Source organism: Bacteroides propionicifaciens DSM 19291 = JCM 14649 (genome assembly GCF_000375405.1).
Taxonomy (GTDB): Bacteria; Bacteroidota; Bacteroidia; order Bacteroidales; family Bacteroidaceae; genus Bacteroides_E; species Bacteroides_E propionicifaciens.
In genome coordinates this window covers 90,744-115,112 of the sequence record NZ_AQWS01000003.1, presented here as the reverse complement: position 1 = coordinate 115,112, position 24,369 = coordinate 90,744, and the positions used below count along the sequence as shown (strand labels likewise).

Here is a 24,369-nt window from a genome sequence, read left to right as displayed (position 1 = left end):
AGGTTTATCCAAAACGACCCGTAATGTAGTTTTGAGTCTCTGTTTTAGCCGGGTTAGTAAATAGTTTCTTTGTATCGGCATATTCCACTAATTCGCCCAGCATAAAGAAACCAGTCTTATCGCTAATTCTTGCTGCTTGTTGCATGTTGTGGGTTACAATGACGATGGTATAGTCTTGTTTAAGCTTAAAGATTAGCTCTTCAATCTTAGAGGTTGAAATGGGGTCAAGTGCCGATGTAGGTTCGTCCATAAGTAGGATAGAGGGTGATACAGCAAGGGCTCTAGCAATACAAAGTCGTTGTTGCTGACCTCCAGAAAGTTCGAAAGCCGACTTTTTGAGTTTGTCTTTGACTTCATCCCAAAGTGCTGTGCTTTTTAGTGCCTCTTCGACACGCTCTTCTAAAAACTTCTTATTGTTATTTCCATTTACGCGAAGTCCGTAGGCTACGTTTTCGAAGATTGATTTAGGGAAAGGGTTTGGCTTCTGAAACACCATTCCTATATTCTTGCGTAATTCATCAACCTGGACGGATTTGTCGTAGATATTTTGTCCGTCAATAATGAAATTACCAGTTAGGCGTGTGCCATCAATCAAGTCGTTCATGCGATTGAATAGTCTCAAAAAAGTTGATTTTCCACAACCTGATGGGCCTATAAAAGCTGTAACCGTATTGGGCTCAATTTCCATGCTGATGTTCTTAATCGCTTGGAAGTCGCCGTAGTAGAAATTTATATCTTCTGTCTTTATCATGATTGCTTAGTCTTAATCTTTTTTTACTTTATTGCTTAAATATCTTCTTAGAACATTGGCAAGTAGATTCATTATCAGAACTATTGCGATAAGAACCAAGGCTGTTCCATAGGCTATTGGTCTCGATTTTTCTACATCTGTTCCACTTGTGGCTACCACATATAGGTGGTAGGGAAGTGCCATAACTTGGTCAAAAACAGAGGTCGGTAATTTGGGTAAGAAATAGGCAGCTACTGTAAAAAGAATAGGGGCTGTCTCTCCCGAAACCCGACCAATAGATAGAATCAGACCCGTTATAATGTTTGGAAAAGCCATCGGCAAAACCACCTTTCGTATGGTTTGAAGCTTGCTTGCGCCCAAAGCCAAACTGGCTTGTCTAAAAGAGTCAGGTATAGCTTGAATCGCTTCTTCGGTTGTTCTAATTATAATGGGCAATACAAGTAGCCCTAAGGTCATCGAACCAGCAATAATCGAGTCTCCAAATCCCATGGTATTAACAAACAGTGCCATACCAAAAAGACCAAATACGATTGAAGGTATTCCTGCAAGATTATTAGTCATTACACGGATAAAACGTACTATCCAACCACTACCTGCATATTCGCTGGTGTAGATGGCCGACATGATACCTAAGGGGAATGCAAACACGATGCTTCCAAGCATCAAGCAGAGGGTACCTACGATGGCAGGAAAAATTCCGCCACCCGTCATTCCGTCTTTAGGACCTGTGCTTAAGAACTCCCAGTTAATCACGCCGATGCCGTTAAAGATAATAAATCCTAGTATCCAAAGTAGTATTCCTACAATTAAAACACCCAATAATTTGAATATCGTAAAGGCTATTTTCTGTGTTACTTTTTTATTCATCATTTGTTACTTTAATTTTGAGGATGTCTCTTTGAGATGACCTCTGCTGAAATACTAATGATAAGTGTTAAGAAGAATAAGATACAACCCAACAAGAACAGGGCTTCGTAATGTGCTCCACCCGAAGGTGCTTCACCAAGCTCGGCTGCAATCGTTGCTGGGATTGAACGTATGGGTTCGAATAGGGTAGTTGGCATAACTGCGGCATTACCTGTTACCATCAAAACAGCCATTGTTTCACCTATCGCACGTCCGATACCTAGCACAACAGCTGCTGAAATCCCCGACTTAGCATAAGGTATAATCACTTTGTATATGGTCTGCCATTGTGTTGCACCCAGTGCTAAACTGGCTTCACGCATAGCACGTGGTGTATTTCGCATAGAGTCCTCGGCTACCGTAATAATAGTTGGCAGAGCCATTATAGCCAGAAGTAAACTTCCCGTAAATGCAGTCTCTCCTACAGGGAGGTTGAACCAATCTTGGACAAGTGGAACTAAGACTACCAAACCAAAGAATCCATAGACCACCGAGGGGATACCTGCGAGTAGTTCGATAACAGGTTTTAATATCTTACGAACTCGCTTGCTTGCAAGCTCCGATAGGTAAATGGCTACACCCAGACCCAATGGTAGTGCAATTAGAATTGCTGTTATACTCACCAGAAGTGTTCCAAGGATTAGGGGTAAGATTCCAAACTGTGCAGTTGGTGTTGCTGTTGGCATCCACTCTTTACCGAAAAAGAAATCTACAAATCCAAAGTTTTCTCTAGGTAGTGTACGTATCGATAAATCTTGTGGCACATACTTGGTAGGCATAAAAGCTATGATGTTTGGATCTGCCTTTATAATCTCTGCAATCTTTGCAGGTAATAACTTATACTCTTCGCCAAAGTCGGCTTCGTCATATTGCTCAAATAGGTATTCGAATCGGTAGGGGGTGATGGGGGCATCTGCTCCACCCACCTCTTTCCAATTGGTGATATCTTCGTCAAAAATCTGTTTGATCTGATACGAGCTTAGCTTATCTACCGTATTGCTACTGTTTAAGCATACTTCGTAACCTTTTTCAACTACAGGGCTTTTGAAGAAACCAAATCCTTCTTTGAAAAGGAAAACGATGATTAGCAAGATGATTAATGTTGTTGCCATTCCACTCAAGGTTAGAATACCCTCAACAATCTTCTCTATAATTTTGCGTATTTTTCTCATGCTATTTTACTTTGATAAAACCTAAGTCGGCTACTAGTTGTTGTCCTTCGTCGGATAATACATAATCAAGAAATGGCTTAATTCCAGCTTCTTCCTTCTGGATATAGTAGAAGTAGAGTGGGCGAACAATAGGGTAAATCACATCACTCGTTTCAGTGTTTAAGGGGTTCGAGTAGTTTTTTCCTCCATCAAAAGAGAGTTCCATAGCTTGAACACTTGGGTTAACGTAAGCAAGCCCTACGTAGCCTATAGCTCCTCTAGTTTGGCTAATGGATTGAATTACTGATCCTGTGGCTGGCATACTCATGATGCCGTTCATGTAGTTTTTATATCTTAGGGCACTCTCCTTAAAAAACTCGTAAGTTCCCGATGAGGTTTCTCTTGAATAAGGAATGATTCTTAAATCTTCTCCTCCAAGTTCTTTCCAGTTTTTAATTTTACCTCTAAAGATACCTTCTAGCTGCTCTCTAGTGAGTTTTTTAATTGGGTTTGAGGGGTGTGTAATTACGGCTAGTGCGTCGTAACCTACAATAACTTCAACAACCTCCTTGTCCATGTTCTTAAGTTTGTTTTTTTCGTCAAACTTAATTCGTCTTGAAGATTGTGCGATGTCGGTAGTTCCTTCTAGTAGTGCAGCAATGCCCACTCCACTACCACCTCCAGTAACAGTGACGGTAGCTTCGGGATGTTTTTGCATATATACCTCAGCCTCTTTCTGCGAAAGAGGGAGCACAGTGTCGGAGCCTTTTATCTTTTGGGATAAACTCAGCTGTGGTAGCAAGAAACCAAGAATGATTATACCTAAAATTTTATTCATATTCGTAATTCAATCGACTTCGTATATTATCTTAATAAATACTCAATCTTTTATTCTGAGAGCAAATCTAGAGAGTAGATATTACGAATGAGAATAGAAATTATTACGAATTTGTTAAGGTTTTATTTTGGACTAGATTAGGCTTTTGAGGGTGAGTAAGTGAGATGAGTCTTGTTAATAGCTGGGATGCCCTAAGCGAGTAGGTCGTTTAGGGCATCCCAGTAAGTCATTTTATATTAGCATTATTTCTTTTATTATGCTTGCTCGCTATCGTTGATATTTAGCTTGAAGTCAAGTCCAAAGAAGTTGGCTGCTTTTCTACACAAGAGCATTCGCTGAAGGAAAATCTCAAAATAGTCCATCACAGAGCTAATAGAGGTGTCAATTTTAAGATTCAAAACAATTTCTTTATCCTCTTTATTCATAATAAGTTCTGCTTTCTCTACGGCATAGTTTACTCGGTCATGAATGTCCGAAAATATGGTTTTCTTATCTCTCACTCTGCTACGTCTTACGTCACTTTTATCGGCTATAATAACTGCTGCTGCAATTGCATTGACAGGGTAAGCAGTACCTTCATCGTGGTTCCCTATGGCATTGATAATCATTGCTGTCTCTTCGTAGGGCATACCCATTTTATCTAAAATCCAAAAAGCCATCATAGCTCCACTTTGTGCGTGGTCAACACGGTTTATTACATTACCTATGTCATGCATGAAGGCTGCAATTTTGGCTAGTTCTACTTTTCTGGGTTCATAGTCCAAGTCTTGGAGTAGTTTACCCGCTACTTCAGCACACTTAGTTACATGTGCAAAGCTATGTTCAGTAAGGCCTAAAGCCGCAAGTGAGATATCAGCCTGTTTGATGTAGGCTCTAACCTCTGGTGATTGTTTAATATCTTTATAAGTAATTATTTTCTTGTTATCGTCCATGTTATCTTAATGTTTTGTTCTAGATGTATTTGTAGTAATGAGTTACAAGAAATCGAAAGGTTGGGACAGAAGCTAAAGTAAATCTTAAGGTTGCAGTATAAAAAAGGAGGAAAACTTTAACAAGTTTTCCTCCTTTTGAGTGATCCGTCTGGGGCTCGAACCCAGGACCCCAACATTAAAAGTGTTGTGCTCTACCTGCTGAGCTAACGAATCAATCCTGTTGCTTTTTGATAGCGAGTGCAAATATAAACGAATAATTCTTACATCCCAAATTAATTCTTAATTTTTTCAATTTATATTTACTATCTTTGTTAGCATATAGGCATTAACACACTATTATTTAAAAGTTTATGGCTGACGATAAAAAAGTTATATTTTCAATGGTTGGGGTAAGTAAAGCATTCCAACCCAATAAGTATGTCCTTAAAGACATTTATTTATCTTTCTTTTATGGTGCTAAGATTGGAATCCTGGGTTTAAATGGTTCGGGTAAATCTACACTATTAAAGATCATTGCCGGCGTAGAAAAATCATACGAAGGAGAAGTTGTAATTTCTCCAGGATATTCTGTGGGTTATTTAGAGCAAGAACCAAAGCTAGACAACACCAAAACTGTCAAAGAGGTAGTTATGGAAGGTGTGCAAGAAGTTGTTGACACTCTAAATGAATACGAAGAGATTAACCTTAAGTTTGGCTTGCCCGAGTATTATGAAGATTCCGATAAAATGGATAAGCTGTTTACTCGCCAAGCTCAACTACAAGATATTATTGATGCTTCTGATGCATGGAATCTAGATAGCAAACTCGAACGTGCTATGGATGCACTCCGTTGTCCTCCAGAAGACCAATTGGTTGAAAACCTATCAGGAGGTGAGCGCCGTCGTGTTGCTCTATGTAGATTATTGCTACGCAAACCTGATATTCTTCTTCTTGATGAGCCTACCAACCACTTGGATGCTGAATCTATTGATTGGTTAGAGCAACATCTTCAACAGTATGAGGGAACAGTTATTGCTGTTACCCACGACCGTTACTTCTTAGACCATGTTGCAGGTTGGATCTTGGAGCTTGACCGTGGTGAGGGTATTCCTTGGAAAGGGAACTACTCAAGCTGGTTGGAGCAGAAGACCAAGCGTATGGAAATGGAAGAGAAAACAGAAAGCAAACGTCGTCGTACACTTCAACGTGAGTTGGAGTGGGTAAGGTTGGCTCCTAAAGCTCGTCAAGCTAAGGGTAAAGCTCGTCTTAATGCGTATGATCAATTAATGAATGCTGACGTAAAAGAGAAAGAAGAAAAGCTCGAAATTTTCATACCTAATGGACCTCGATTGGGAAGTAAGGTTATTGAAGTTCAGGGTGTAACTAAGGCTTATGGCGAGAAATTACTCTTTGATAACCTAAACTTTAGTTTACCTCCTAACGGTATTGTAGGTGTTATTGGCCCTAATGGTGCTGGTAAAACTACATTGTTCCGTTTAGTAATGGGGCTTGAGACGCCTGATGCAGGTACTTTTGAAGTTGGAGAAACTGTCAAAACTGCTTATGTTGATCAACAACACAAAGATATAGACCCAACGAAGTCTGTTTACGAAGTAATTTCGGGGGGTAATGATACCATTAAGCTTGGTGGGCGTGACCTTAACGCTCGTGCATATCTTTCTCGCTTTAACTTTGCAGGTTCTGATCAAGAGAAAAAATGTGCTGCTCTTTCGGGTGGTGAGCGTAATCGTCTTCACTTGGCTATGGCACTCAAAGAAGAGGGTAACGTATTATTACTCGATGAGCCTACCAACGATATCGACGTAAATACATTGAGAGCTCTTGAAGAGGGTCTTAATGATTTTGCTGGGTGTGCCGTGGTTATTTCTCACGACCGTTGGTTCTTAGACAGAATTTGTACGCATATTCTTGCCTTTGAGGGAAACTCAAATGTGTTTTTCTTTGAGGGTTCTTACTCTGAATATGAGGAGCACAAGATTAAACGTCTAGGTGATGTTGGACCTCAACGAATTCGCTATAGAAAATTAACAAATGATTAAGTGCTAGCAAGTTATTTATAACTATTTATACTAAAAAGGGGACCTATGGTCCTCTTTTTTTGTGTTATTATATCAAATACTCATTATTAGGGTTAATAAATGTAACATTATCGTAACCATTATATGCTTCATTAAGTGTATCTTTGATAACGATTTAGGTATTCAGTTATTATTAATACAAACTAGAGAATTATGAAAAAGCGTTTATTTCAGCTTCTGTTTGTGACTTGTGCTTTACTTTGCTCGGCGGCAACAGCTGTTGCTCAAAGTACGGTAAAGGGTCAAGTCGTAGATCAAGAAACAGGAGAGCCATTAATTGGAGCATCTGTTACAATTGATGGAACATCAAAAGGTACAATTACCGACATTGATGGGTTCTTTACTCAGTCTGTTCCTACCAACGGAACAATTAAATTTAGTTATATCGGCTATGTCGATTTAAAACAAAAGATAACAAAAAAAGGATCAGTCGATCTTGGCGTTATTCAATTGAAGCAAGATGCTTTTGCTCTTGCCGACGTTACTATTACATCGTCTATTGCAAAAGATAGACAAACTCCAGTAGCTCTATCTACTATCGATCCCGTATTTATAGAAGAAAAGCTAGGAACTCAAGAGTTCCCTGAGATTTTGAAAGCTACACCCGGTGTTTATGCAACCAAACAGGGTGGTGGTTTTGGTGACTCAAAAATCAATATGCGTGGTTTTAAATCCGAAAACATTGCAGTAATGATTAATGGTGTACCGATGAATGATATGGAGTGGGGAGGAGTATACTGGTCGAACTGGGCTGGTCTATCCGATGTTACTCGTTCAATGCAAACTCAACGTGGTATGGGAGCTTCTAAAGTTGCTGCACCTTCTGTTGGGGGATCAATTAATATTATTACGCGTACTATTGATGCTCAAAAAGGTGGTTCTGTGAGCTACGCTATGGGTAATGATGGTTATAACAAAATCTTATTCAATGTTTCAACAGGTCTAACCAAAAGTGGTTGGGCTATGACTCTTCTAGGTGGTAAAACTTGGGGAGATGGTTATATTCAAGGGACAGAGTTCGAGGGATATAATTACTTCTTAAACATTGCCAAACGAATTAATGACGATCACCAATTGTCGTTTACTGCTTTTGGAGCTCCTCAATGGCATAATCAGCGTAATCGTAACGATGGTTTAACTATAGCAGGATGGGAAGAGTTTGGTACACGTTATATGGGCGAAAACGATAAATATAAATATAATCCTACTTACGGTCATGGTATCAATGGTGAGCGCAAGACTTCTCAACGCAATGTATATCACAAGCCTCAACTTTCATTAAACCACTCCTGGCAAATTGATCGCAACTCAAGTTTGAGTACAGCTCTTTATGCTTCTATTGGTAATGGTTATGGTTATAGCGGGCAAGGTTACGGTAAGAATGAAGAATTCAATACAAATAATCGAAACCTTTGGTATGGTACTAGTAATGGGATACTAAATAATTACTTTAGAAAACCGGATGGTACTTTTGCTTATGACGAGGTATATGATTATAATAAGGCAAGTCAGAATGGTTCCTATATGGCGATGTCTAAATCGATAAATAAGCATAACTGGTATGGCTTGCTCTCTACTTATAACACTAAGATAAAAGAGGTATTCGATTTCTTTGGTGGTATTGATTTGAGATATTATAAAGGTATTCATACCAATGAACTTGTTGATCTTTACGGCGGGGAATACTTCTTAGACGAAAATAGAAGAAATATTAGTCCTGCTTTAAATAGCAATGCAGCAAATCCAATGTTTGCAACTCAAAAATTGGGCGTGGGAGATGTTATTTATAGAGATTATGATGGTAATGTCGTACAAGGTGGTGGTTTTGCTCAAATTGAGTACAATACTGATAAATTGAGTGCATTTGTATCGGGCTCTTTATCCAATACTTCTTATTGGAGATATGATCGTTTTTACTACGATAAAGCAAATGCTAAATCTTCTACACTTAACTTCTTAGGCGGAACTGTAAAAGCGGGTTTAAATTACAATATTAATAAATACCATAACGTATTTGCAAATGTCGGATTTATTAGCCGTGCTCCTTATTTTTCAGGAGGTGCTTTTTTACAAAGTACAACGAGTAATGCGACTAACAAAGATGCGTTAAACGAAAAGATTTTGTCTTTTGAACTAGGGTATGGTTTCCGCTCTTCTTTCCTTGCAGCTAATCTTAACATGTATCATACAGAGTGGAAAGATAAAACTATGACTAAAGGGGTTTCAATTACTGATGATAATCGAGTGGAAATTGATAGAGCTACAATCAATATGTCAGGTGTAAATGCTCGTCACCAAGGTATTGAACTTGATTTTACAGCTAAACCATTCCAATGGTTAGATATTACTGGTATGTTCTCTATTGGTGACTGGAAATGGGTAAGCAACCCTAAAGGATATTTCTATAATTCACAAGGACAACCCTTAAAAACATTAGATGGAGGAGTAGTTGCTAGTGGAATTCAAGCTTCTGATCATGCATGGAGTCAGTTGGATTTGAAAGATGTAAAAGTTGGAGGCTCGGCTCAGACGACGGCTGCTTTGGGTGCAACTTTCAAACCTACCAAGGAGCTACGTTTAGGAATTGATTATTTGTTTTATGGTAGAAACTATGCAGATTGGAACTTCAAATCAGGTGACATTATAGCTAACTCTGAAACCTCTTTTGCAACGCCTTGGAGAATTCCTTCGGCAGGAATATTCGACCTTAATGCAAGTTATAGGTTCAAAATAGGAAATATTACTTCTATTTTATCGGGTAATGTAACTAATTTATTTGATCAGGAATACATAACAGATGCAACAGATGCGGGTGGAACTTGGCAGCAAGCTTACGGGGTATTCTACGGATTTGGACGTACATTTAATGTAAGATTGAAGTTAAACTTTTAATAGCTTAATAAGATGAAAAAATATATATATGGTCTGTTGGCTTGCGCTTTAATATTGAGCAGCTGCGACTACAACGATAAACACTTTAAGGGTTTGGAAGATTTAGCTAAGCCTGATAATACTTCTGCAGTAGAGTATACCTTACTCCCAGAAGATTATAGTGCGATTTCCAAAAACAAAGACAATGTAGCTTTTGCCAAAGAGTTAGATGCTAAGGTGGAAACAGAAGATGGTACTCCTTCTGAAATCTATCAGAATGCATTAAAAGCCATAGCTTCTAATGAGTCTTTTGGCGAGTTAATTACTGCAGCTGATTTTGCACCCAACTTTTTGATTACAAAGTGGTATACGAAAGATAATACCGCAGCTATAAAGCTAACTTATAATGAGGATGTAAATAAACCGGAAATCTTAACTAAGCTAGAGCAAGCTCACAACTACACGCTCGATGGCAATGATTATGAGCAAGTATGGGGTGAGGCTGGCATTGAGTATGTAACAGATAAAAAGCCTTTGAATAAATCGATAGATGCTCTGTTAAATGCTAAGTATGTTGATGCTCAAAAAGACCAGTATGCAGTAGTGAATTATAAGTACTCTATTATTGAGCCAGGCCAATCAGGAACTGATCCAATTATATTCTTTGAAGATTTCAATGAATTTAATGATAAGGACGTACCTAGTTGGACTCAACAGAATATTCTTGGGGCACGAGAATGGCAAATAAGAGTTTATAATAATAATTCGTACCTACAGTTCTCGGCTAACGGTTCGAACGCAGAAGAAGAAAACTATATCTTAACTCCAAGTATGAAAGCTCAGAAAGACGCTTTTCTTACTTTTAATTTAAAATTCAGATATTATAATGGTTTACCATTAAGTGTATTGATCTCTGACAGCTACACCGACGATATAACTAAAGCTACTTGGACAGATATTTCCGATTCTTTTGAATTTCCTGTTCCTGAAGATGGAGGTGAAACACCTAATTTTGTTTCGGTAGGAGCTTATAATTTGGCTCCGTATGCTGACAAGAATGTTGTAGTTGCTTTTGTCTATAAAGGAAATGGTATAAAGGAGGTCGCGGGTGCGATTACAACAACAGTTCAAATTGATGAGGTTCAAGTTTCTCTAGAGAAGCCTACGACAAGGTTGTCTACACGTTCTTCTGAATCTACTGTATTCAATAAATCAAATGTTTACAAGTTTAACGGTACTATTTGGTTAGAGGTAAATGATGTAATTACACCAAATGCAAGTGACTATGAAGCGATGGGTATTGATAAATTTGGAAAAGCTAATCCTAAAGAGTACTTACCTAAATATTTATCCGTAAGATATCCTTATGCTCAGGCTGAAGACCTTAAAACATTAGTTTATCTTTATGATGATGGTATGGGATCTGCTCAGTACGAGTACAATGGCAGTTCATGGAGCTTTGTTGAGTCATTTGTGTCTGCGACTAGCCAATTCGTTTTCTCTGACGGCAGTTGGGTATATAATCCTAGTACAGTAGTTAATTTACCTGCTGAGAAGGGGAATGCGGCAGTATCTGCTTTTTATCAGCCAATTACCGATTGGGTTTGGGAAAATATTGATCAAAAAGAGTTGGGTATTACCGAGAAGGGCAAAGGATACGTAACGACGTATGGGAATAATGATTACTATTTTGGTACATCTGCTTTCCAAAACAATGTTGATCTTAGAGTTGGTAAATACACAGAGCAATATGCTAAGGGTTACACCAAAGAAGATGGAACACTTATGTCTAATGCTGAAATTCTTGACCTAGTAATGTCAAGATTACCGCATGCATTTATGATTGGATTGGAAGTAGCTTATCCAGATGCTACCCCTGTAGATAATATGGAAGTTATTTATACGGTCAACTTTGAAGCATATAATAACTCAAATATTGGATATACTATTCAGTATGAGGTTATAGGTAAAGGAGAGTTTAAATATATTGAAGGTTCTCTAAAGTTGAGATAAGCCAAAAAGATACTTGGTAACTAATTAATAGATGGAGAGGAATTGCGTTATAGCAATTCCTCTCCATTTGTTTTATGTCCATTTAGTCAAAAATATTAGTTAAAATAATCTTAGTTATCCTGTGATAAATAAATTACATTTGCTTAGTTGATAAACTAACTAAATATCTATTAGAATATGAGGAAATTAATTCTAGCTGCTGCATCTTTGGCTTGCATGGGCGGAGTGTTATTAAATGCTCAATCAAACAAACGGGGAGGCATCTCGACTAAAATGTTGAGCGAAATTCAGAGTTCTTATACTTACAATACCCAAGACAAGGCAATCCGTAATGCTTTAAATGGTACCGATTTAAATAAACTCGCAGTGAATGCAGATGTAGAACCTATTGATGGAAACTTCTCTATACGAGTAAATTCTAAGGGGATAACTAATCAGTTTTCATCGGGAAGGTGCTGGCTATTTACAGGCTTAAACGTGATGCGTGCCAAAGTGATAGCTCAGTACGATATGGGTGCTTTTGAATATTCAGAAGTATATCCTTTCTTTTGGGATCAGTTAGAAAAATCAAATTTATTCTTACAAGGTATTATTGATACCCGTGACAAAAAGGATAACGATCAGATGGTCGAGTGGCTATTTAAGAACCCACTTAGTGATGGTGGAACATTTGCAGGAGTTGCTGATATTGTAGGTAAGTACGGCTTGGTACCTAGCGAAGTGATGCCCGAAACTATGAGTAGTAAGAATACGGGACCAATGGCTAAGATTATTATATTAAAGCTTCGCGAGTTTGGTATGGAGCTGCGTAAGCAAGCTGCAAATGGAGCTTCTCAGGCCAAACTAATTGAGGATAAAACAGAGATGCTTTCGAGCATTTATAAGATACTTGCCTTAAATTTAGGAAATCCACCTACTGAATTTAGTTGGGATCGTAAAAATGCCAAGGGTGAGGTAGTAGCTACTGAGGAACATACTCCAAAATCATTTTTAGCTAAATACGGTGATGAGTATTTAATTGACAATTACGTTATGCTAATGAATGATCCTAGTCGAGAATATTATCAAACCTATGAAATCGATTACGACCGTCACCAATACGATGGAACTAACTGGACTTATATAAACCTACCAGTCGAAGATATTAAGGAGATGGCGATAACTTCTCTAAAAGACAGTACGATGATGTACTTCTCTTGCGATGTAGGTAAATTCTTGGATTCTGAAAGGGGTGTGTTAGATATTAATAATTACGACTATGCTTCGCTCTTTGACATGAGCTTTACTATGGATAAGAAAGATCGCGTAAAATCTTTCGCAAGTGGCTCTTCACATGCGATGACTTTAATGGCAGTCAATCTAGATGATAAAGGGAATACGAATAAGTGGATGGTCGAGAATAGTTGGGGAGCAAACCACGGTCATAATGGGCATTTGATAATGACAGATGAGTGGTTCAACGAATATATGTTTAGATTAGTAGTAGAAAAGAAATATGTACCGGCTAAAGTAATGAAATTGTTAAATAAAAAACCAATTCGCTTGCCTGCTTGGGATCCTATGTTTATGCATGAAAAGTAAAGACATATGTTTGATATTAAGATGTTTTTGTTATAGATAATGTTATTTATGAATGGTCTGTCGTTTAAAATAAATTATTATTAGCATACTCTTGAGTATTATATATTTAATAAGCCCTCTGGCTTTAATATAGAGAAGCCTTTTAAGGAAATATATCCCTAAAAGGTTTCTCTTTTTCTCTTTATTCAAAGTTTAATTTATTACTTTTGTTAGTAAATAAACAAAATCATTATTTGTAATAACATGGCAAATGTAATAAGGTTACGCAATGGCCTTGATATCTCTCTAAAAGGCAAAGCCGAAGAGGTGTTGTTTACTGTTGAAAATCCGGAGCTGTATGCTTTAGTTCCAGATGATTTTCATGGTGTAACACCAAAAGTGATTGTCAAGCCTGAAGAAGGAGTAAAGGTTGGGACTCCCTTGTTTTATGACAAGAAGAACCCCGAAGTGAAATTTGTTTCACCTGTAAGTGGTGTCGTTACTGCTGTAGAAAGAGGTGCTCGAAGAAAGGTATTGAACGTAACAGTTCGTCCTTCAAAAGAGCAAGAGTTTATAGACTTTGGCAAAAAGGATGTTGATAAACTTTCTAAAGAGGAAGTGAAATCAATCATGCTTGAAACTGGTCTTTTTGGTTTTGTAAAAGAACGTCCTTATGATGTTGTAGCAAACCCAAATAATACTCCTAAAGCTATATTCGTTTCTGGCTTTGATAGCAACCCTCTAGCAGGAAGTTTCGAATTTAAACTTAAAGGTGACGAAAAAAACTTCCAAACTGGTCTTAATGTTTTGGCAAAACTTGCAAAAACATATTTAACTCTTCACGTAAATCAATCGGCTCCCGCTCTTAAGGAGGCTAGAAATGTAGTGTTAAACTACGTTGACGGACCTCACCCTGCAGGAAATGTAGGTGTTCAGATTAACCATATTGATCCTATTAATAAAGGTGAAATTGTTTGGACTGTTAAGGCAGAAGCAGTGATCTTCATTGGTCGCTTATTCAACACAGGTAAGCTTGATTTTACTCGTACAGTAGCTTTTGTTGGCTCTGAAGTTGATAAACCAAGCTATTGTAAACTAATTCTTGGTGCACAACTTACTAAACTATTTAAGGGCAGAGTAACTAAAGATAAGAACCTACGCTATATTAGCGGAAGTGTACTTACAGGTACTCAAATCTCTAAAGATGGTTTCTTAGGTGCTACCGACTCAATTGTATCAGTAATCCCTGAAGGTGACGATGCACATGAATTGTTTGGTTGGATTCTTCCACGTACAGACCAATTTAGTGTGAATCGTTCTTACTTCTCTTGGTTACAAGGAAATAAAGAGTACGCTTTAGATGCTCGTCTTAAAGGAGGAAAACGTCATATGATTTTCTCTAACGAGTACGATAAAGTACTTCCGATGAATATATTCCCTGAATTTCTTATTAAAGCAATCTTAGCAGGTGATATCGACCGTATGGAAGAACTAGGAGTGTATGAAATTGCCCCTGAAGATTTTGCGTTATGTGAATTTGTTTGTTCTTCGAAAGTAGAGCTTCAAAAGATTGTGCGCAACGGTTTAGATATGCTTCGAGCAGAAATGTCTTAATATTTAAAATGTATATAAATAAATGAAAGCGTTAAGAAATTATCTAGATAAGATAAAACCACATTTTCAAGAGGGTGGTAAACTCCACGCATTCCATTCGCTATTCGATGGTTTTGAAACATTTATATTTGTACCCGATACTACTTCTACATCTGGTGCGCATATTCATGATTCTGCTGACAGTAAGCGATTAATGTCTTTTGTGGTTATATCTCTTATTCCAGCTCTTTTGTTCGGTATGTATAATGTTGGTTACCAACATTACATTCATGCAGTTGGCGAGCTAGGAACTTTTTGGGAGATGTTTGGTTACGGTTTTTTAGCCGTATTGCCTAAAATTGTAGTATCATATGGTGTAGGATTGGGTATTGAGTTTATTATTGCTCAATGGAAGAAGGAAGAAATTCAAGAAGGTTTCTTGGTTTCGGGAATTCTGATTCCTATGATTGTTCCTGTTGATTGTCCGTTGTGGATGCTTGCATTGGCTACTGGCTTTGCGGTAATTTTCGCAAAAGAGATTTTCGGAGGAACAGGTATGAATATTTTCAACGTAGCTTTGGTTACTCGTGCCTTCTTATTCTTTGCCTACCCAACTAAAATGTCGGGAGATTCAGTTTGGGTCTCTTCGGAAAGCATTTTCGGTTTAGGTAAAACTGTAGACGGTCTAACCGTAGCGACACCACTTGGAATAGCTTCTACTGGCACAGCCGATCAGGTTCCAGCCTTTACCATGGATATGGTGACTGGCTTAATCCCTGGTTCTATTGCTGAAACTAGTGTTATAGCGATCTTGATTGGTGCTGTAATTCTTTTAATTACAGGTATTGCTAGTTGGAAGATCATGTTCTCTGTATTTGTTGGAGGTGCATTTATGGGTATCGTATTTAATCAATTCGGTCCTGATACTGCAATGGCTCACATGCCTTGGTATGAGCACTTAGCTCTTGGAGGTTTCTGCTTTGGTGCAGTCTTTATGGCTACTGACCCTGTAACTTCAGCGCGTACTGAAACAGGTAAATATATTTTCGGGTTTTTAATTGGTATTATGGCTATCGTTATTCGTGTGCTTAACCCAGGTTATCCTGAAGGTATGATGTTAGCTATCTTATTGATGAACATCTTTGCCCCATTGATCGACTATTACGTAGTTCAATCAAATATTAGTGCTCGTGTTAAACGTGCTATTAACTCTAACAATTAATTAAAACCGAAATAAAATGAATACAAATAGTAATACTTATACTATTATTTATGCTTCGGTAATGGTTGTTATCGTAGCGTTTTTACTCGCGTTCGTCTCAGAATCACTGAAGCCAACGCAAAAGAAGAATGAGGATATTGACAAGATGAAGCAAATCCTTAGTGCTTTGCATATAGATGCAAGTAAGGTTGATGATGTTCAAGCTGAGTATGCTAAATACGTTAAGGCTGATGAAATCATTAATTCGGATGCTCAGGTAATGAGCGAAACTGGCGGTTTTGCTATTGATATGAAGTTTGAGTTGGCTAAGCCTCTGGCTGAGCGCGAACTGCCTTTATATATCTGTGAGGTAAATGGTGAAACCAAATATATTATTCCTGTTTTTGGTAACGGACTTTGGAACATCCTTTGGGGATATGTTGCTTTAAATAGTGATAAGAATACAGTTTATGGTGTTTATTTTGATCATGCAGGTGAGACTCCAGGTTTAGGTGCTGAAATTTCAACACCAATGTTCCAGACACAGTTTGATAATAAAATTGTAATGGAAAATGGGTCAGTTGTCTTGAGCGTCATTAAGAATGGTCAGGTGCAGCATCCAAACTATCAAGTGGATGGTATAACTGGTGGTACGATTACCTCTAATGGTGTCGACAAGATGATTAAAAATAGCATCAGCCAGTATTCAACATTTTTAAAAAATTAAGGGAGGGATAATATATGAGTCAATTATTTTCTAAAAAAAATAGAGAAATATTTAAAGCTCCATTAGGGATCGACAACCCAGTAACTGTTCAGGTGTTAGGTATTTGTTCAGCATTAGCTGTTACCTCTAAGCTTGAGCCTGCTATAGTGATGGGATTATCGGTTACTGTAATTGTAGCTTTTGCCAACGTGATTATTTCTTTAATACGTAAAACGATACCTAATCGTATTCGTATTATTGTTCAGTTGGTTGTTGTTGCTGCTTTAGTAACTGTTGTAAGTGAAATTTTGAAGGCTTATGCATTTGATGTAAGCAAGCAACTTTCAGTTTACATTGGTCTTATTATTACTAACTGTATTTTGATGGGACGTCTTGAGGCATTTGCTATGGCTAATGGTCCTTGGGAATCTTTTCTTGATGGGGTAGGTAATGGTCTTAGTTATGCTAAAATTTTAGTAATTGTAGGGTTTTTCCGTGAACTATTTGGTGCTGGCGAGCTTCTAGGCTTTAAAGTAATTCCTGAGTCTTTCTACGAGTTAGGCTATATGAATAATGGTTTGATGGTAATGCCCCCAATGGCTCTGATTTTATGCGCATGTATCATTTGGTATCAGAGAAGTAAACACAAAGAGTTACAAGAAAATTAATATGCATATTTAACTTGAAGTAAGTTTCTTGTTTCAAGTTTAAATTCTAAAATAATATGGACTATCTAAGTTTATTTGTTAAATCGATTTTTGTCGAGAATATGATCTTTGCATACTTCCTAGGTATGTGTTCATACTTGGCTGTATCGAAGAACGTTAAAACAGCTGTAGGTCTTGGTATTGCAGTAACCTTTGTTTTGGTTGTTACATTACCAATTAACTACTTGCTCGAAAACTATGTACTTAAAGCCAATGCTTTAGTTGAAGGTGTTGATTTGAGTTTCTTGAGTTTTATTCTATTTATCGCCGTAATTGCTGGTATTGTGCAGTTGGTGGAGATGGTTGTTGAAAAATTCAGCCCTTCGCTATATGCTTCATTAGGTATTTTCTTACCTCTAATTGCAGTGAACTGTGCTATCATGGGAGGTTCTCTTTTTATGCAACAAAAAGAGTTCGTTAACGTTGGTGAGGCTACAACATATGCTTTCGGATCAGGTATTGGATGGTTATTAGCGATTGTTGGATTAGCTGCTATACGTGAAAAAATGGCATATTCTGATGTGCCTGCACCTCTTAGAGGTTTGGGTATCACGTTTATTGTGGTAGGTCTGATGGCTATGGCCTTCATGTGTTTCTCAGGACTGAATATTTAATTGATAAAAGAAATAAGACAATGACATCTTTACCTTTAATAATAACAAGTATTTTGGTTTTCCTCGGTGTAATCTTAGCACTTGTTATAATTTTGCTTATTGCAAAAAAATATTTATCCCCATCAGGTGAGGTCAAAATCCTGATAAACGGGAAAAAGGAGTTGGATACTGAGCCAGGTGGTACTGTGCTTGGTACATTGGCTCAGAATGAAGTTTTTTTATCTTCTGCTTGTGGTGGAAAAGGATCTTGCGGGCAGTGTACTTGTCAGGTAGTTGAAGGGGGAGGTGAAATTCTTCCTACTGAAAAAGTACACTTTTCTCGTAAAGAACAAGCTGCACACTGGCGTTTAGCTTGTCAAGTGAAAGTTAAAGAAGATATGAAGCTACAGATTGACGAGTCTGTTCTTGGTGTGAAGAAGTGGGAGTGTGAGGTTATCTCTAACCGTAACGTTGCTACCTTCATCAAAGAGTTCGTAGTGAAATTGCCAGAAGGAGAACATATGGACTTTATTCCTGGTAGCTATGCTCAAATTGACATACCTAAGTTTAATATCCCTTTTAAAGACTTCAAAATTGATGAAAGATTCCACGGAGATTGGGATAAGTTCAAAATGTGGGATCTAAACTGTAAGAATGACGAAGAGACTATTCGTGCTTATTCTATGGCTAACTACCCTGCTGAGGGTGACGTTATCACATTGAACGTACGTATTGCAACTCCTCCATTTGACCCTAAGACAGGTGGCTTCATGAAAGTCAATTCTGGTATTGCTTCATCGTATATCTTCTCGTTAGAGCCTGGAGATAAGGTGATGATGAGTGGTCCTTATGGAGATTTCCATCCAATCCTAACAACTAAAAACGAAATGCTTTATGTTGGTGGTGGTGCTGGTATGGCTCCTCTTCGTGCTCACTTGTTGCACTTGCTTAAGACTCTTAAGATTTCTGATCGTAAGATTTCTTATTGGTATGGTGCTCGTTCTAAAGCAGAAATTTTCTACGAAGAAGATTTTCGTGAACTCGAAAAGCAATTTCCCAACTTTAGCTTCCATATCGCTTTAAGTGCTCCATTGCCTGATGATAACTGGAAAGGTTCTGTAGGATTCATTCACCAAGTTATCTATGATGAGTATCTAAAGGATCATGATGCACCTGAAGATATTGAGTACTACATGTGTGGTCCTGGCCCGATGAGTAATGCTGTTGAAAAAATGCTTTACGATTTGGGTGTACCACGTGAGAACATCTTATTTGACGATTTTGGTGGTTAATTATTAACCTCCGTATTATATAATTAGAGGCCTTGTCAACGAATTTGTTGACAAGGCTTTTTTTGTTCTTTATAGTATAGCGTTTTATAGACTTGTTTTATATGTGTACATGCTCTGATACTTTAAGTGGGTTAGTTTGTTTATTTAGTAACTCATCTTTCTCTGAAGTTAATGTATATTAACTAAGTTTTTGTTCAATAATATTCTTGATAATTCTTTTTCTATAAAAGTATAATTGCAGTTTAACTCTAGTTGTGTTTGATATAACTCTCTATTTCTATACTATTTGCTCTCATTCCCCCGATATGGTGTCTATATGTTCATTTTAGTAACGGAGCTTGTCTGAAATTATTACCTAATCATTATGGTTGTATATACGATTTATATACCATTGATGCCCTGTAGGTACGTCTATATTAGCAATTATATTAAATATAGATGTGATATATTAGCTAAATTTATATGTTATGTCAAAATAAATGCTAAGTTTGTAGTAGAACCTTTAATCTAATTTTAAAACCAATTGCTGCACAATTAGCTATTGGTTTATGGTATACCATTAAGAGTAATATTATCACTACATATTAACTTTAATATACTATTGCTATGAATACAAGAACTGTTGTTACTGGTGTCATTGGTGCCGATGCTCACGCTGTAGGTAATAAAATCATCGCTTTTGCATTAAATGAAGCAGGATTTAAAGTCGTCAATTTAGGCGTAATGGTTTCTCAAGAGGAATTTATTGAAGCTGCTTTAGAAACCAATGCTGATGCTATTTTAGTCTCCTCTTTATATGGTCATGGTGAGATTGACTGCCAAGGTCTCCGTGAAAAATGCAATGAAGCTGGCTTGGAAGGTATTCCTCTCTTAGCAGGTGGTAACTTGGTTGTAGGTAAGCAAAACTTTGAAGATGTTGCTCTGCGGTTTGATAAAATGGGATTTACTCGAATCTATCCTCCAGGAACAACTATTGACACTACGATAGATGAATTGAAGGAAATTTTAAAAATGAACTGATATGATCTACCTCACTGTCGATTTTGGAAGTACTTATACCAAACTTACTGTTATCGATGGTAAAGCAAAAAAAATATTAGGTACTTCTTCTGCTTTTACCACTATATCTAGTGATGTGATGTGTGGTTTTGAAAAAGCTCTATCCACACTGAAACAAAAGATTGGTGAATTTCAATATGATAAATTACTGATTTGTAGTAGCGCAGCTGGCGGCCTTAAGATGGTGGCTCTGGGTTTAGTTCCAGATTTAACAGCCAAAGCTGCTAAAATGGCGGCAGCAAGTGCTGGTGCCAAAGTAATTAAAACCTATGCTTACGAAATATCTAGATCAGAGGCAGAAGAAATCTCCCAAATTCAGCCCGATATTGTGTTGTTGTGTGGTGGTACAGATGGTGGTAATAAAGCCGTTGTTTTAGCTAATGCACACCGTCTAGCCCAAAGCAAAGTTCCTTTTGCTATTATATATGCAGGTAATAAGAGTGCTAGTGATGAGGTGGCTGATATATTTACTGCTGCTAATCGTGACTTTATTATCACAGATAACGTAATGCCTCAATTTAATGTGCTCAACACAGTCCCTGCTAAGGAGTGTATCCATAAGCTATTTATCACTAGAATTATTCAGGCCAAAGGGCTAAGTAGAGTTCAAAACCTCACTGAGTATGAAATAATACCCACTCCCTTGGCTGTTCTTAATGCTTGTGAGCTTTTAAGTCAAGGGACTAATCAGAGCAAAGGTATTGGTGACTTTATGGCTATTGATATTGGTGGTGCAACTACTGATATATATTCTATGTCTAGAGGGTATCCTTCGATAGATAATGTAATGTACAAAGGGCTTCCTGAACCTTACGGTAAGCGAACAGTTGAAGGGGATTTAGGTATGCGTTATAGCCTGACTTCTCTACTTGAAAACATCAATCTAGATCTCCTGTCCAAAACCACAGGCATTCCAGCCACCCAGATTAATGAGTGGGTCGAAGCTTGTGATAAAGAACCTAATCGTATAGCTCCTCCTACAAGTACTGCTGCCATGATAGAGCAGATTCTCGCTCGTCAAGCTGTTCAACTGGCAGTTGAGCGCCATGTAGGGGTTTATACTAAAGCTTTCACACCTATGGGTGAAGTCTATACTTTGTCAGGAAAGGATTTAATTAATATTCCATCTGTCATAGGCATTGGTGGTGTCATCGTAAATAGTCAGAATCCAATATCTATTCTTCGAGGTTGTCTTTATAGTGCTTCAAGCTATGAATATGCCAAACCTAAGAGTCCTCAGTTTTTATGTGATAGTAAATATATTTTTGCTTCTATGGGTTTATTGTCCTTAGTTGATCCAGAGCTCGCATTGTCTTTATTAAAACAAGAAATCAAAATACTAACCTTAGATACTAAACACTATGAAAATTCGAAACAAAAAATTGTCACTAGATGATTTCTTTGCTGAGCGCAAAGAGGTATTATCTCAATGGCCTACAGGGAAGGAGGTCGATTTTGATGAAGCTGTTGCTTATCAAAAATCTATTCCTGATGTTAAACGCTTTGGAACCAAGCTCCAAAGTGCAACAGCTGAAGGAGTAACACTTATTCAACCTCGGGCTGGTGTTGCTCTTTATGATGAACACATTAAGCTTCTTCAGTATCTTGAAGATGAAGGGGAGGCCGATTTATTGCCCACAACTATTGATAGCTATACGCGTTTAAATAGATATGCCGAAGCTGAGGTTGGCATCAATAGAAGTAAGGAGTCGGGAAGATCGATGTTGAATGGTTTTCCTGTTGTAAACTATGGTCTTGAAATTTGTAGAATGGTTACCTCGAGCGTTAAAAGTCCTGTTCAAGTTCGTCATGGTACTCCCGATGCACGTTTGCTTACAGAACTTTCGATTGCTGGCGGTTTCACTTCCTATGAAGGAGGAGGAATATCTTATAACATCCCTTACTCTAAGAACTATTCGTTAGAGAGTACACTTGCCCATTGGCAATACACCGACCGATTAGTTGGTTTGTACGAAGAGGCCGGGGTATCTATCAATAGGGAGCCGTTTGGCCCGTTGACTGGAACACTTATTCCTGCCTGCATCTCTAATAGTGTTGCTGTGATTGAAGCATTGATGGCTGCTGAGCAAGGTGTGAAAGATATAACCGTTGGTTACGGACAATGTGGAAACTTAATTCAAGATGTGGCAGCATTGAGCTCATTACGTGAGGCCACAAAAGAATATTTAGCGGTTTATGGTTTTCATGATGTAAGGATTACCACCGTTTTCCACCAATGGATGGGCGGCTTCCCACAAGATGAATCAAAAGCATTCGGTGTAATTTCTTGGGGTGCTGCAACTGCAGCTTTGGCTAAAGCTTCTAAAGTTATTGTTAAAACACCTCATGAGGCTGCAGGTGTACCTACTAAAGAGGCTAATGCAGCAGGGCTTCGGGCTACCCGACAAGTCATATCTATGCTACGAGATCAAGACTTCACACAGATACCAGCTGTCTTACAAGAGAGTGAGATTATAAAGGCTGAGATGAAGTGCATCTTATCTCATGTTGAGAAGCTTGGCAAGGGAGACTTGGCTTTAGGGTGTATCGCCGCTTTTGAAGCAGGTGTACTTGATATTCCTTTTGCACCTAGTCGTTTTAATGCTGGTAAAGTTATGCCTGCACGTGACAACCAAGGTGCTATTCGTATTCTAGATGCTGGGAACATACCTTTTACTAAAGAGTTGCACGATTTCCATCGTAGTAAGTTAGAAGAGCGTGGAAAGTTTGAAAACAGACCCGTAAACTTCCAAATGGTTATTGATGATGTTTATGCCATCGGTAAAGGATTCTTAGTAGGACGTCCACGTCAACACGATAATACTTAAACCTTATAATCTAAAAGCTATGAAAATATTAAAAATGTTATGTGCACCAGGTAAGACAGGCTTCTATTTCGACGACCAGAAAGCGATAAAGCAAGGTGCCAAAAATGATGGTTGTTTTTATATTGGTGATCCTTTGACCTCTGGGTTTACGTCCGTTAGGCAATCGGGAGAATCGATTTCTATATTGTTTTTGCTCGAAAATGGAGCAATAGCACATGGTGACTGCGCGGCAGTCCAATATTCGGGTGCTTGTGGTCGAGACCCTCTTTTCTTGGCAGAGACTTTTATTCCGTTAATTGAAAAAGAGATAGCTCCTCTTTATGAAGGCAAAGAGATTACTAGTTTTAAGGATTTAGCCAATGAAATAGATCAGGCAATCAGTCCATCTACAGGTAAATTATATCATACCGCTATTCGTTATGGTGTTACTCAAGCTTGTCTTGATGCTGTTGCTAAAGCCAAAGGTACTTATATGGCTAATATCATTGCCGATGAGTATGATCTAAAAATGTCAGATCACATTATTCCAATATTTGCCCAATCGGGTGATGACAGATACAATAATGTCGATAAAATGATAATTAAAGGAGTTGATGTTCTGCCTCATGCACTATTTAATAACGTTGAAACCAAAGTAGGGGCAAATGGAGAGAAAATAAAAGCTTACTTGGAGTGGTTGGTTAAGCGTATTGATACGCATCGACCCTATCCTGGATATAACCCAGTGATTCATATTGATGTTTATGGTACGCTTGGTATAGTTTTCGATAATGATCTCGATCGAATTGCTACTTATTTAGGAGAGTTGGTAGAACTCGTATCACCATTAGAACTCCGTGTTGAGGGGCCTATTGACTTCGATAGCAAGGAAGCACAGATTAAAGCGATGCGAGAGCTTCGTGAGTTGATAGATTTGCAAAATATCCAAGTGAAGATTGTTGCTGATGAATGGTGTAATACACTTCAAGATATTTGTGATTTCACAAAGGCTAAGGCAGGTCACATGATCCAAATTAAAACTCCTGATTTAGGTGGTATCAACAATACGATAGAAGCTGTTGTATTCTGTAACAAAGAGGGTATAGATGCCTATCTAGGTGGGACATGTAATGAGACTTCTCGTTCTTCGGAAGTTTGCAGTCATATTGCGATGGCTACTTCCCCTATTCAGATATTGGCAAAACCTGGTATGGGAGTCGATGAAGGCGTAATGCTTGTCTATAATGAAATGAGCCGAATTCTAGCTCTTAAGAAATATTCCGATAAGTTGAACCTTTAAATACTTAGTAT

The 24,369-nt window shown here is 38.0% G+C and carries 19 protein-coding genes and 1 tRNA gene; 14 read left to right on the top strand and 6 right to left on the bottom strand.

Features of this window, described 5'->3' with window-relative positions; all coding sequences use genetic code 11:
* Positions 1-4 precede the first annotated feature (4 nt).
* The 6 genes from pstB to B091_RS0101700 form a co-directional block, all read right to left on the bottom strand.
* Positions 5-751: a phosphate ABC transporter ATP-binding protein PstB gene (gene pstB / locus B091_RS0101725; protein WP_018108282.1), complete on the bottom strand. Its 747-nt coding sequence runs from the start codon at positions 749-751 to the stop codon at positions 5-7.
* A gap of 12 nt (positions 752-763) precedes the next feature.
* Positions 764-1,621, bottom strand: coding sequence for a phosphate ABC transporter permease PstA (gene pstA, locus B091_RS0101720; RefSeq protein WP_025069341.1), 858 nt, complete (start codon positions 1,619-1,621; stop codon positions 764-766).
* Positions 1,622-1,629: 8 nt separating this feature from the next.
* Positions 1,630-2,820, bottom strand: a complete 1,191-nt coding sequence (gene pstC, locus B091_RS0101715; RefSeq protein ID WP_025069342.1) for a phosphate ABC transporter permease subunit PstC — start codon at positions 2,818-2,820, stop codon at positions 1,630-1,632.
* Between the two features lie 10 nt (positions 2,821-2,830).
* Complete coding sequence (locus tag B091_RS0101710) at positions 2,831-3,646, bottom strand: PstS family phosphate ABC transporter substrate-binding protein (protein ID WP_018108279.1); 816 nt, start codon at positions 3,644-3,646, stop codon at positions 2,831-2,833.
* Positions 3,647-3,900: 254 nt separating this feature from the next.
* Positions 3,901-4,578 (bottom strand): HD domain-containing protein, encoded by a 678-nt coding sequence (locus B091_RS0101705; protein ID WP_018108278.1) that lies wholly within the window; start codon positions 4,576-4,578, stop codon positions 3,901-3,903.
* Positions 4,579-4,718: 140 nt separating this feature from the next.
* Positions 4,719-4,791, bottom strand: a tRNA-Lys gene (locus tag B091_RS0101700).
* 137 nt (positions 4,792-4,928) lie between these two features.
* Here B091_RS0101700 and ettA point away from each other — a divergent pair.
* The 14 genes from ettA (at position 4,929) to B091_RS0101630 (ending at position 24,358) form a co-directional block, all read left to right on the top strand.
* Positions 4,929-6,617, top strand: a complete 1,689-nt coding sequence (ettA, locus tag B091_RS0101695; RefSeq protein WP_018108277.1) for an energy-dependent translational throttle protein EttA — start codon at positions 4,929-4,931, stop codon at positions 6,615-6,617.
* 192 nt (positions 6,618-6,809) lie between these two features.
* The gene (locus tag B091_RS0101690; protein WP_018108276.1) at positions 6,810-9,548 is read left to right on the top strand and encodes a TonB-dependent receptor; all 2,739 of its coding nucleotides are present in this window, start codon (positions 6,810-6,812) and stop codon (positions 9,546-9,548) included.
* Positions 9,549-9,560: 12 nt separating this feature from the next.
* Positions 9,561-11,540: a choice-of-anchor J domain-containing protein gene (locus B091_RS0101685; RefSeq protein ID WP_018108275.1), complete on the top strand. Its 1,980-nt coding sequence runs from the start codon at positions 9,561-9,563 to the stop codon at positions 11,538-11,540.
* Between the two features lie 177 nt (positions 11,541-11,717).
* The gene (locus tag B091_RS0101680; protein ID WP_018108274.1) at positions 11,718-13,121 is read left to right on the top strand and encodes a C1 family peptidase; all 1,404 of its coding nucleotides are present in this window, start codon (positions 11,718-11,720) and stop codon (positions 13,119-13,121) included.
* Between the two features lie 243 nt (positions 13,122-13,364).
* Entirely contained in the window at positions 13,365-14,714 is a 1,350-nt protein-coding gene (locus B091_RS0101675) for a Na(+)-translocating NADH-quinone reductase subunit A (protein ID WP_018108273.1), read from the top strand.
* A gap of 22 nt (positions 14,715-14,736) precedes the next feature.
* The gene (locus tag B091_RS0101670) at positions 14,737-15,915 is read left to right on the top strand and encodes an NADH:ubiquinone reductase (Na(+)-transporting) subunit B (RefSeq protein ID WP_018108272.1); all 1,179 of its coding nucleotides are present in this window, start codon (positions 14,737-14,739) and stop codon (positions 15,913-15,915) included.
* Between the two features lie 16 nt (positions 15,916-15,931).
* The gene (nqrC, locus tag B091_RS0101665; RefSeq protein ID WP_018108271.1) at positions 15,932-16,621 is read left to right on the top strand and encodes an NADH:ubiquinone reductase (Na(+)-transporting) subunit C; all 690 of its coding nucleotides are present in this window, start codon (positions 15,932-15,934) and stop codon (positions 16,619-16,621) included.
* Positions 16,622-16,635: 14 nt separating this feature from the next.
* Positions 16,636-17,268 (top strand): NADH:ubiquinone reductase (Na(+)-transporting) subunit D, encoded by a 633-nt coding sequence (locus B091_RS0101660; protein WP_018108270.1) that lies wholly within the window; start codon positions 16,636-16,638, stop codon positions 17,266-17,268.
* Positions 17,269-17,324: 56 nt separating this feature from the next.
* Complete coding sequence (gene nqrE, locus B091_RS0101655) at positions 17,325-17,921, top strand: NADH:ubiquinone reductase (Na(+)-transporting) subunit E (protein WP_018108269.1); 597 nt, start codon at positions 17,325-17,327, stop codon at positions 17,919-17,921.
* 20 nt (positions 17,922-17,941) lie between these two features.
* Entirely contained in the window at positions 17,942-19,192 is a 1,251-nt protein-coding gene (gene nqrF / locus B091_RS0101650) for an NADH:ubiquinone reductase (Na(+)-transporting) subunit F (RefSeq protein ID WP_018108268.1), read from the top strand.
* Positions 19,193-19,798: 606 nt separating this feature from the next.
* Positions 19,799-20,212 carry a methylaspartate mutase subunit S gene (gene glmS / locus B091_RS0101645; RefSeq protein WP_018108267.1) on the top strand — a complete coding sequence of 138 codons (414 nt, stop codon included), beginning with the start codon at positions 19,799-19,801 and terminating at the stop codon, positions 20,210-20,212.
* Between the two features lies 1 nt (position 20,213).
* Positions 20,214-21,647 carry a methylaspartate mutase accessory protein GlmL gene (gene glmL / locus B091_RS0101640; protein ID WP_018108266.1) on the top strand — a complete coding sequence of 478 codons (1,434 nt, stop codon included), beginning with the start codon at positions 20,214-20,216 and terminating at the stop codon, positions 21,645-21,647.
* Complete coding sequence (locus B091_RS0101635) at positions 21,613-23,079, top strand: methylaspartate mutase subunit E (RefSeq protein WP_018108265.1); 1,467 nt, start codon at positions 21,613-21,615, stop codon at positions 23,077-23,079. Before glmL ends, B091_RS0101635 begins: the two co-directional genes overlap by 35 nt.
* Before the next feature lie 19 nt (positions 23,080-23,098).
* On the top strand, positions 23,099-24,358 hold the full coding sequence (locus B091_RS0101630) for a methylaspartate ammonia-lyase (protein WP_025069346.1): 1,260 nt from the start codon (positions 23,099-23,101) through the stop codon (positions 24,356-24,358).
* The last annotated feature ends 11 nt before the right edge of the window (positions 24,359-24,369 follow it).

Coding starts and splice junctions, on each gene's coding strand:
- pstB (WP_018108282.1), bottom strand. CDS start 751: ATGATAAAGACAGAAGATATAAATTTCTACTACGGCGACTTCCAAGCG.
- pstA (WP_025069341.1), bottom strand. CDS start 1,621: ATGATGAATAAAAAAGTAACACAGAAAATAGCCTTTACGATATTCAAA.
- B091_RS0101710 (WP_018108279.1), bottom strand. CDS start 3,646: ATGAATAAAATTTTAGGTATAATCATTCTTGGTTTCTTGCTACCACAG.
- B091_RS0101705 (WP_018108278.1), bottom strand. CDS start 4,578: ATGGACGATAACAAGAAAATAATTACTTATAAAGATATTAAACAATCA.
- ettA (WP_018108277.1), top strand. CDS start 4,929: ATGGCTGACGATAAAAAAGTTATATTTTCAATGGTTGGGGTAAGTAAA.
- B091_RS0101690 (WP_018108276.1), top strand. CDS start 6,810: ATGAAAAAGCGTTTATTTCAGCTTCTGTTTGTGACTTGTGCTTTACTT.
- B091_RS0101685 (WP_018108275.1), top strand. CDS start 9,561: ATGAAAAAATATATATATGGTCTGTTGGCTTGCGCTTTAATATTGAGC.
- B091_RS0101680 (WP_018108274.1), top strand. CDS start 11,718: ATGAGGAAATTAATTCTAGCTGCTGCATCTTTGGCTTGCATGGGCGGA.
- B091_RS0101675 (WP_018108273.1), top strand. CDS start 13,365: ATGGCAAATGTAATAAGGTTACGCAATGGCCTTGATATCTCTCTAAAA.
- B091_RS0101670 (WP_018108272.1), top strand. CDS start 14,737: ATGAAAGCGTTAAGAAATTATCTAGATAAGATAAAACCACATTTTCAA.
- nqrC (WP_018108271.1), top strand. CDS start 15,932: ATGAATACAAATAGTAATACTTATACTATTATTTATGCTTCGGTAATG.
- B091_RS0101660 (WP_018108270.1), top strand. CDS start 16,636: ATGAGTCAATTATTTTCTAAAAAAAATAGAGAAATATTTAAAGCTCCA.
- nqrE (WP_018108269.1), top strand. CDS start 17,325: ATGGACTATCTAAGTTTATTTGTTAAATCGATTTTTGTCGAGAATATG.
- nqrF (WP_018108268.1), top strand. CDS start 17,942: ATGACATCTTTACCTTTAATAATAACAAGTATTTTGGTTTTCCTCGGT.
- glmS (WP_018108267.1), top strand. CDS start 19,799: ATGAATACAAGAACTGTTGTTACTGGTGTCATTGGTGCCGATGCTCAC.
- glmL (WP_018108266.1), top strand. CDS start 20,214: ATGATCTACCTCACTGTCGATTTTGGAAGTACTTATACCAAACTTACT.
- B091_RS0101635 (WP_018108265.1), top strand. CDS start 21,613: ATGAAAATTCGAAACAAAAAATTGTCACTAGATGATTTCTTTGCTGAG.
- B091_RS0101630 (WP_025069346.1), top strand. CDS start 23,099: ATGAAAATATTAAAAATGTTATGTGCACCAGGTAAGACAGGCTTCTAT.